This is a genomic window from Desulfobaculum sp., assembly GCF_054921475.1.
On record NZ_JBUDSW010000130.1, the window covers coordinates 1 to 9821 of the forward strand.

Sequence of the window (9821 nt, forward strand, 5' to 3'; positions counted from 1 at the left end):
GGTGAAGGAGACCTTTGCCCTGCAAACCGTGGCCTGCGGCCTGTTTCTGCTGGTACGCCACGGGCGGCGCGCCCGCGTTGCTGGGGGCGGCCTTGTGCTCTTTGGCGCGGCGTATTTTGTGCTGGCTGTGGGAGTGTTGCTGCCGGGGCTTGGTCCCAGCGGCGGCGGCCCCATTGGAGCGGGGGCTTTTGGCTGGCTGGGCGGCTCCCTTGGCGAGATGCTGCGCACCATCCTCACGGACCCCATACGTGTTCTGGGCATGATGTTTGGCGAGCCGGGGAAGCTGCTGTACGTGGGCGCGCTCATTGCCGCGTTTTTGGGGCTGCCGCTTCTGGCGCCGTCGTGGTGGATTGTAGCCCTGCCGCCCCTCGCCTTGTCCCTCCTGTCCACCCAGCCCAATCATTATGGACTTGGGCACCACTACACCGCCGGACTTCTGCCGCCCCTAACCATGGCCTTTTGCGCCACATGGCCCCGCGTGCGGGACTGGGGCGCGGCCATTGTCCGCCCGCGCACGGTCACGGCGCTGGCGCTGTGCGCGCTGCTGGCCGTGCATGTGGGCATCTCCCCCTCGCCGGCCTCGCGCCTGTTTTGGACGGACAAGATTTGGGCCTATGGCTGGCGCGCCTACATTCCCACAGCGCGGGATGCGATGATTCGCCGCGCGCTGGACAAGCACATCCCCAAAAGCGGCGTCACCTGCATCAGCGCGCAGAACACGGTGGTCTGGCACAGCCTGCTGCGCGCAGAGCGCGTGGTGATCTTTCCCGCCGCAGCGTATGCCGCGTTCGCCCTGCCGGATTTGCAGGCGCTGTCGGAGCGCAGCGTCTTCCCCCGCCGCGCCGCCAACGCCCCCCACAGCGCGGCGCGCACATCCGAGGTGTCCTTTCATGCTGATTTTGTGGTATTAGACCTGATGCGTCCCCTTTATCTCGGGGACCTTGGGTGCGACTGGCGCTACGGAGCGTGCACGGACGACACCGTCCGCCGCGACTTCCTTGCCGCCGTGGAGCGCACCCGGCAGACAACCACGCCGGTTTTTGAACGCGACGGATTCATCATCCTCCGGCGGCGCGGCGCGCCGTCATCACCACCAGCGGGCAAGGACACGCCATCATGAAGCGCTTCCTGCGGCAGAACGTTCTTATTCTGGTCCTTCTGAACTCGGGGAACCTGTTCAACTACATGTTCCAGTTCCTCGTCGGGCGCAGCCTGCCGCCGCAGGACTTCGGCGTCTTCAACGCGCTCAACTCCCTTGCCGTGCTGGCATCCGCGCCCATGATTGTTGTGCCGCTTGTGCTCTCGCGCTTTACCATCCGCATGGAACCGGAGGGGAAAGAGGCCCTGCGCGGACTGCTGCGCACCGCCCTTCTGCTGCTGACGCTCGCGGGGGCGGCGGTCTTTTTGCTGGGTACGCTGGCGCACACCGGCATCCAAAACTATCTGCACGTGGACTCCACCGGGCCTGTTCTGCTGATGCTGGCGCTGACCAGCATCAGCTTCATCATGCCCGTCCCCCTTGGCATCCTGATGGGTCTGCAACGCTTCACGGGCTTTGGCCTTGGCAACTGCTCCTCATCAGCCATCCGGCTCATAAGCGCCGCCCTACTGGTGGCCATGCTGGGCCACGGCGTTGGCGGGGCGCTGCTGTCGGGCATTATTGGCGTTGTGGGCGCGCTGGGTCTTGCCCTCTTTTTCCTGCGCGACCTTGTCATCGGCCCGGCGAAGCCGCTGCCTGCCAACATGCTGCGGCAGGTGGGGTGGTACACCGTTCCCGTGCTTCTGAACGCCGCGCTCATCATGGGCCTTGGCAATCTGGACCTTGTTCTGGCGCGCCACTACTGCACGCCCGAAGCGTCCGGACACTACGCCATGGCCGCCGTGCTGGGGCGCATTGCCTTCTTCCTCCCCAACGCCCTGCTTATGGTGCTCTTTCCCGAGGTCGCCAAATCCAGCGCCTCCGGTGAGGAAAGCGGCAAAACCCTTGCCCTGAGCATGGGGCTGACGCTGCTGCTTGGCGGCGGCTTCGCCCTTGTCTGCGGGCTGTGGCCGGAGCCGGTTATCCTTGCGCTGTTTGGGCCGGAGTATCTGGCCTCGGCCCCGGCGCTGCGGCTGGTGGTCACGGCCATGGCGCTCATGGCGGTGGCGAATGTTCTGTTCACCTACTGCCTTGCCTGCTCGCTGTACGGGTACCTCTGGATACTGGGCGCGGGCCTTGCGGGCATGATTACCCTCATCACCATGTTCCACGCCACGGAAACACAGGTGGCGTGGAGCCTCTTCGCCGCCGCCGCAAGCATTCTGGCGGCCACCACCGTGTGGTTTCTGCTGGTGGGCAAAAAGGCCGAAGTACGCCGCCGCATGGTCATGAACGGACACACCATGGAAGAAACCTCCTAGCCGGAGCAGGACATGCGCTTCGCCCTCGTTACGGTTCTCACCCTCGTTCTTGCCGCATGCGCCGCGCCCGCACGCGCCGAAACATGCTCCACCAACGCCACGTGGCGCTTCACCCTAGGGGAGGAGCACACAGCCCTCGTCCGCGCGCACATCACCCCATGCACCATCCAGCGCGACGTGGTGCGCGACTCCCGCATCCTCACCAATGAAGCGCGGACCATCATCAGCGGTCAACGCGGCCAATTTCCCACGTGGCGCATAAGCCTCACGGACGACCCCGCCCCCGTGGCGCGGTTTCCCTATCTTGCCGTTACATGGACCACCAGTGGCGCGCAGGCCTTGCCCAGCATTCGCCTGCGCGCCCGCCTGCAAGGGGCGCAGGACACCGCGCCCGTTACCCTCGTGTATGAAAACGAACTGGGCACGACAAAAGAGCCAACGAAGCGCGTAGACATTGTCCCCGCCAGCCTCGACAACAAGGACGCGCTCTATCTGATGCGCCGGGAGCTGGGGCTTGGCGCCTCCGGCGGCTGGCGGCGCACGTTTGACGGCCAGCATGTTGTTTTGCAGGGGCGCGTGGATATTCCCGTCACCGACGGCGGACTGCTGCGCCTGCGCTCTCCGCGCGGGGAGGAGCCAAAGTCCATACAGTTTTCCCTAAGCACCAACACCGCTCCGGGGCGCGACGTGTTCCTCTACTCCGGCGAGGTAACGCGGCAGGACACCACCGTCGGCGACAGCACCATCACCACGCTGGACCTGCGCCCGGCCCTGCGGGCGCGGCACCTGCGGCCACAGCGCGTTACGGTCATGGAGGTTCTGCTCTTCTACCCGGCGGATTCCCCGGCGGCGCGCTCCAGCGCCGCGCGCACGCTCTCCTTCCATGCCATGGACCTGAGCGGGCAGCGGCGGGAAGTGACGGCGCAATTCCTGCCCCACGGCGCAGCCAGCACCACCATGCTTGTTGACCTGCGCCACGCCCTTGGCACCCGAGCGGCGCCGGATGCGGCCCTGCGGCACATGCTGCTGACCATGCTCCCCGCCCCGTCGCAGGGCATCACCGTCACTGGCATCCGCCTGCTGGACCTCACCACTGCGCAGATTCCCGCGCTGGACAAAACCATCGACGACGCCGTGCAGACATGGGCCGCAGCGCCGCGCGCGGCGTCCCCTTTCCTGCGTGCCGTATCCATGCCCGCGCAGGGCATCTTTTCCCTGACGGATGACGAAACATGGCGCGCGCAGTACCTGCGACACGACCGCCCCGCAGCCCCGCTCTGGCGCCTTGGCCTGTGGCCGGAAGCACCACTCCCAACAGCCGTCAATGCCACGGCAACGGACGGCTCCACCGCCCTGATGGACCTGCCGCCACACTTCACCGCGCTGACCGGCGATGTGGCGCAGAAAGCCATCACAAGGCTGACCGCCGTCCCAGAGGTGAGCCTCCCTCTCCCCGCAGCGACGACAGCGCTCCTGACGCCGCTCATCATGACTGAAAGCGCGGTCTCACCCGTTCCCCTTGCGGGCCGTGAATGGTGGACGCGGCGGGGCACCCTCGTTATGCCCCACCACACGCGTGCAGGAATAACCCGGCAAGAGAGCGGCGCTCTGCTTGTGGCAACGGACATCGCCCCACCAACCCTCGTCCGCTTTACCGCGCCGCAGGTCACGGCCCTGCGCTGGGACACGCTCCACGCCCCAGTTGCGCCCTATCCCTCACGCATCACCCTCAATCTGCCGGACGGCGCCAGCCGCCCCCTTGCCCCGGGCGAAACCTTCTCCCTGAGGGACGCGGCCCCGCACATGCGCGGCGGCTCCCCCCTTACGGTGGACGTCAGCTACCTTGGCACCGAGCCATTTTTCGGCATCACGCCGCCGCGCGTTGAGCTGTTTGGCATGCGCAGCCACACTCCAAAAACCCTTGCGGCGCAGCTTCTGCATATTGACGGCGCATCGGCGACTACACCGGCAGCGCTTGGCGCCACATGGAATGGCGGCTGGGCGGACGCGGCGCAGATGCACCTTGCCGCCGGAGAAACCGCCATTACCCTGCGCCCGCATCCGTTCTTTGCCGTAGACGCCGTGGAAATCATCACCCCAACGCCGCCCCGCCTGCGCCGCGACCCCGCTGATGAACACGCCGCGCAAAGGCGCGCCGCGCTCCCCTTCATCAGTACGGATATTCTCATTCTCGCCATGGCGGGCCTTGCGATGTATGCGCTCTTTAAAACTGGCAGGCTTGGCCTTGGCGCGCCCGTCAGCGCCCTGCGCGGCGTCCGCCGCGCCTTTCTGCGGCGCTCCGCACCGGCGAAGTGCGCCATTGCGGGGCTGCTTATTGCCGGAGGCAGCGGCGTGCATATCGTCCAGCCGGGACCAAACGCCACCGCCACGCTCTTTTCCGGCGGCGGGGCCGCCATATTGCTTGCCATGGCGGGCGCGGCGCTCACCCGGCGCTTTGCCCCGGACATTGCCGCCCATCCGGCGCGCCGCACCCTCGCCGCCGCAGGGCTGGCCCTCCTCGGCATCATCATCTGCCGCGTGGCAGGATTCCTCCCCGGCGCAGAAATATTGGCCTTCGCCATGTTTTATCTGCTGGCACTCGCCGGATGGCGCACACGCGGCATGTTCACGCCACAGCCCCATAAGGACGCATCATGAGCGCGCCGCCCAAAACCGCACTCTTGGCCCAATGGGGCGCGGCGGGATACGTCGGCGTGGTCTCCATGGGCCTCAGTTTTATGCTGGGGCGGCTTCTGGGACCACAGGGCTTTGGTGACTACTCCGCCCTGCTCACCCTTGGCGCGCTGTTCGCCATTGTGCAGGACGGCGGCTTCAAGACCCTCCTCTACCGCGAAGGCGCGCGGCCAAGTCCGGATATCGCCGCGAGCCTGCCGGAACTTCAAGGACGCGCCACGCGGCATGTGGCCCTTGTCACCGTCCTTGGCGCGGCCCTGTGCCTGCCCACACCCGCGCCCTACGGCTGGCACGCGGCGGTGGCCGTTGTCTGCCTGAGCCTGCAAACGGCCTGTGTGTTCGTCTCTGCCTCCCTGCGCGCCAAAGGCGACTTCCACGCCGACGCCGTGTGGCAAAGCGCCTACCGCACCGCCAGCGCCGTGGGCATTGTCGGCGTCCTCCTGCTTGGGGCCTCCGGCGCACCGTGGATGGTCTTTGCCGGGTGGGGGATTGGGCTTGCTCCGCTCCTCGTCATGATGCGGCGCCACCTTGGTCCCCGGCATCTTGGACGGCAACGCACTGGCCGCCGCATGCGGCGCAGTCTGTTCACCGCGTGTGTGGCCTTTATGGCCGTGGACGCCGCCACCGCCATCTACTACCGCTGTGATATTCTCCTGTTGCGCCACCTTGGTTCCGGCGCGGCGGAAACCGGCCAGTACGCCGCGGCCTACCGCTTTCTTGACGGCATCATCCTGCTGGCCGCGCCCGTGGGGGTGGTGTGCTTTCGCACCCTGCGCCAGCGCATGGATGCTCCGCGCGCCTTTCTTCGCCTGCTGGCCGGCGTCAGCTGCGCCCTTGCGGGCGCGGGCGGCGTTCTGCTGGCCCTTGGCGTGCCTCTTGCCGCCCCCCTTGTGCGCCTGACCTTTGGCCCGGGCTACGACGAAGCCGCACGCCTGCTGCCCTTGCTCCTCGCTGCGCTGCTCTTCATTCTGCCGTCAGGACTGCTGACGCAGGCCGCCATTGCCCTGAATATTGAACGCTTTTACGCCGCGTGCGCCGCTGGCGCGGCCGTCATGAACATCGCGCTGAATATCCTGCTCATCCCGGACCTTGGCGCGCACGGCGCCGCCTATGCCACCATCGCCACGGAAGCCGTGCTCATGGCGGCGCTTCTTGGCGGGCTGGCCCGGCGCCTGCGCCACATCGCCGCGACGCACCACGCCTCATCCCACAAGGACGCATCATGCCCACACCACCACGCATCGTCGTAAACGCCATCCCCCTGTGCAACATCGCCACGGGCATCAGCCGCTATCTGCGGAGTCTGTACTCCGAGCTGGAGCGCCTGTACTCCGGCAAAGCGAAGTTTGTGTACTTCGACGGCGAGGCCCTGCGCCGCACCATGCCCACAGGGCCGCAGAACCTGCGCAGCTGGTCACGCCTTGCGGATGTTTTCTGGCGACTGCCCCCACGCGCCGCCTACGCCATCCGCCTTGCCCTGCACGCGCGGCGGGCGCGGCGGTTTCGGCGGCTGACCGAGGGCTGCGCGCTGTATCATGAGGCCGCGTTCTTTCCCTTTGCCACGGCGGCGGGCTGCGCCACCGCCTTTACGGTGCAGGACATGTCCCTCGCCCGCTTTCCCGAGCACCACCCGCGCGAGCGCGTGCTGTATTTCAACAGGCACTTTGCCAAAAGCCTTGGCGGCGTTGACGCGTTTTTGTCCATCAGCCAATTCACCAAGGATGAGCTCACCGCCCTGACGGATGTCCCGGCGGAGCGCGTGCGGGTGACGCCGCTTGCGCCGGACACCTCGCTCTTTTTCCCGCGTTCGGACTCCGCCCATGCAGCCCTGCGGACCCGCTACGGCCTGCCGGAGCGCTTCGCCCTCTTTGTCGGCAGCGGGGACCCGCGCAAGAATATGCACGTCATCCCGAAGGCCCTTGCCGCCTCCGGTCTTACCCTCCCCCTTGTGGTGGCCGGATGGGACGGCTGGCAGGACAGCCCGCCACAGGGCGTCATCCCCCTCGGGTACATTGACGACGAAACCCTCGCCACAGCCTACAGCGCCGCCACAATGACCGTTCTGCCCAGCACCTATGAAGGCTTTGGCCTGCCGGTTCTTGAGGCCATGGCCTGCGGGTGTCCGGTCATCACCACGCGCTGCGCCAGCCTGCCCGAGGTCGGGGGAGATGCCGCCGCGTATTTCGACCCGCCAGACAACGCGGCGGCCCTTGGCGAGGCCATGGGGCGCATCGCGGAGGACGCCGCCCACCGGAAACAGCTCATTCAGGCCGGGTACAACCACGCGGCGCAGTTTACCTGGGAGCGCACCGCCCGCCTCACGTGGGACGGCTTCACCGCAGCCTTGGAGCAGTCATGACCGCGCCGCTCATCCTGCACGACTTTTTCAGCTTTCCCGGCGGCGGGGAGCGCGTGGCGCTGTTCATGGCCCGCCACTTTGCGGCCCGCGTCGTCACCGGACACGTGGATGTCCGCCCCTTTCCCGTAGACGCCTTTGAAGGCATCCCCATCACCAATCTGGACGCCTTTCGCGCCGCGCCGCTGCTGGCGCGCCTCTCCCAAACCGCGGCCCTACGCAAAGCCTTCTGCACTCTGCCGCAGCAGGACGCGCCGTGGGGCATCTTTACCGGCACGGTCAGCCTCTTTGCCCACGCCAGCGTGAGCGGCCGCAAAATACTGTACTGCCACACCCCGCCGCGCATCCTCTTTGACCTGCGCCGCGAAACCCTTGCCGCCACCCCTGCGTGGCAGCGCCCGGCCATGCGGGCCTTCATGCGCTGGTTCAAGGGGGTCTACACCGACGCCCTCGGCGCCATGGACGTTGTGCTGGCCAACTCCGAAAATGTCCGCCAGCGCCTGCTGCACTACCTTGGGCAGGACGCCCACGTGGTACACCCGCCCTGCATGACCCACGCCTTCCCGTGGCGGGGGCAGGACGATTATTATCTTTCCTGCGCGCGGCTTGATGGCCTCAAGCGTGTGGACCGCATCGTCACTGCTTTTCTCTCCATGCCGGAGAGGCGCCTTGTGGTCGCCTCCGGCGGCCCGGAGGAAGCCCGCCTCCGCGCCCTCGCCGCAGACGCGCCCAATATCAGCTTTACCGGATGGATTGACGAACCGGCGCTTATTGACCTCATGGGCCGCGCCATCGCCACCATCTACATCCCCCGCGACGAGGACTTCGGCATGTCGCCGGTGGAGTCCATGGCCGCGGGCAAGCCCGTCATCGGCGTGGACGAAGGCGGCCTGCGGGAAACCGTGGTCCACGGCGAAACCGGCATCCTTCTGCCGCCGGACCCGCCCCCCAAGGCCATTGCCGAAGCCGTCTCTTCCCTGACGCCAGAGCGCGCCCGCGCCATGCGTCAGGCCTGCACCACGCGCGCACAGGACTTCAGCGAGGATGCCTTCCTCCGCCGCCTCAGCGCCGCGGCTTTTGATGGTGCTCAAAATGACGCGTCCGGCAACGCATCAGACGGCGCGCCAGCCTAAGCGCCCCTCCCGCCAACACCTCCCAGCACACAAAAGAAGGCCACCCGGCATATACCGGGCGGCCTGTTTCAGGTTACGGATTGGTCCGAGTCAGCTACTTCTTCATGCGCCGGCGCACCAGGAATGCGGCAGGAGCGATGAGCAGCAGCAGGAACTCGATGCTCCATGCAGCGGCCGGGTTGAACACGCAGCCACCGTCGCTGTCACTATCGGAGGACGTGGAGCTGGACGTGGTACCGGACACGAAGCCACTCGGGTCGCCGATGATGTCTTCGCTGGTGTTCACGTCGTACACGCCGTTGTCCGCGATGGTGAAGTACAGCGTATAGTCGAAAGCGTCGTTCAGGGAGAAGTTGGCCGGGATGAAGTACGAAGGCGTACCTTCGAACGACAGCCAGTACTGTCCTTCTGCCAGGGTCGACGTACCGGGGTTGTAGGTGAAGGCCTTGGTGCTGTTCGCGGTCTGGGCAGCGGAGAGTCCGCTCACCGCGTCACGGGCGGCCGTGTACATCTTGGTGTAGGTCCCAAGGGTGTTGGGGGTCTTTCCGTGGACCTGTGCGCCGTCGATGGTGCGCTGGAAGATCGTCAGATCACCAGGGCTGGAGGCGGCGGGCAGGGTTGCCACGAAGGACGTCAGGTTGGTTACGCTCTGGCCGCTGGACAGGCCGAACTGGCTCACCAGGTCATCAGAGCTCTTGTTGAGCACGGCGCTTGCGTCGCTGGGGATGTTGCTGATGTCGATGGCCGTAGCCGCGCGCACCGTCACACCGGATGCCAGAGACCCGAAGCTGCTCACGATGGTGTTGATGTCGGCAGTGGAGGTCGCCGATGCGGGCGGCACCACAAAGCCGAGGTCCGTCATGATCTGCAGGCCGAGAGTCCTGTCGCCTGCCGCGCCATACGCAGAGGTAGAGTTGGAAGTGCCGGCGGCAACCCAAATACCTGCGATCACATCGCCGACCTTACGGCCGAGGAAGTGGGCAAAGTAGTTGTCGTCGGAGTCGAGCAGGGTCGCGTTACCATGGGTCACGCCGCCAAGGCTACTGGACGTTGCAACGCTCCACGTCATCTCGTCCATGTCAGCCAAGGATAGGGCGGCTCCTTCATTGTCACCAACGGTAGTAGCGTTGAAGCCCACGAAGGTGGCGTTACCGTCAGTCACTTCGCTGTCTCTCAACAGGAACTTACCAATGCGGCCCTGCGCGGTGGCGTTGGCCGCACTGGAGAAGCCCTGGCCA

General features: G+C 66.4%; 7 protein-coding genes. 6 read left to right on the top strand and 1 reads right to left on the bottom strand.

The window, feature by feature from the left end:
- The 6 genes from ACY69P_RS09740 to ACY69P_RS09765 all read left to right on the top strand — a co-directional run.
- Nucleotides 1-1120 (top strand): DUF2079 domain-containing protein (locus tag ACY69P_RS09740; RefSeq protein WP_462327319.1); only part of this gene is annotated, 1120 nt, incomplete at its 5' end.
- The gene (locus ACY69P_RS09745) at nt 1117-2400 is read left to right on the top strand and encodes an MATE family efflux transporter (RefSeq protein WP_462327320.1); all 1284 of its coding nucleotides are present in this window, start codon (nt 1117-1119) and stop codon (nt 2398-2400) included. The genes ACY69P_RS09740 and ACY69P_RS09745, both read left to right, overlap by 4 nt.
- Nucleotides 2401-2412: 12 nt before the next feature.
- Entirely contained in the window at nt 2413-5058 is a 2646-nt protein-coding gene (locus tag ACY69P_RS09750; protein WP_462327321.1) for a hypothetical protein, read from the top strand.
- On the top strand, nt 5055-6344 hold the full coding sequence (locus tag ACY69P_RS09755) for an oligosaccharide flippase family protein (RefSeq protein ID WP_462327322.1): 1290 nt from the start codon (nt 5055-5057) through the stop codon (nt 6342-6344). Before ACY69P_RS09750 ends, ACY69P_RS09755 begins: the two co-directional genes overlap by 4 nt.
- Nucleotides 6317-7453 carry a glycosyltransferase family 4 protein gene (locus tag ACY69P_RS09760; RefSeq protein WP_462327323.1) on the top strand — a complete coding sequence of 379 codons (1137 nt, stop codon included), beginning with the start codon at nt 6317-6319 and terminating at the stop codon, nt 7451-7453. Before ACY69P_RS09755 ends, ACY69P_RS09760 begins: the two co-directional genes overlap by 28 nt.
- The gene (locus tag ACY69P_RS09765; protein ID WP_462327324.1) at nt 7450-8583 is read left to right on the top strand and encodes a glycosyltransferase; all 1134 of its coding nucleotides are present in this window, start codon (nt 7450-7452) and stop codon (nt 8581-8583) included. Before ACY69P_RS09760 ends, ACY69P_RS09765 begins: the two co-directional genes overlap by 4 nt.
- 94 nt (nt 8584-8677) lie before the next feature.
- On the opposite strand, the gene ACY69P_RS09770 is transcribed toward ACY69P_RS09765, so the two are convergent.
- Nucleotides 8678-9821, bottom strand: a 1144-nt coding sequence (locus ACY69P_RS09770) for a hypothetical protein (RefSeq protein ID WP_462327325.1), incomplete at its 5' end; no start/stop codon positions are given.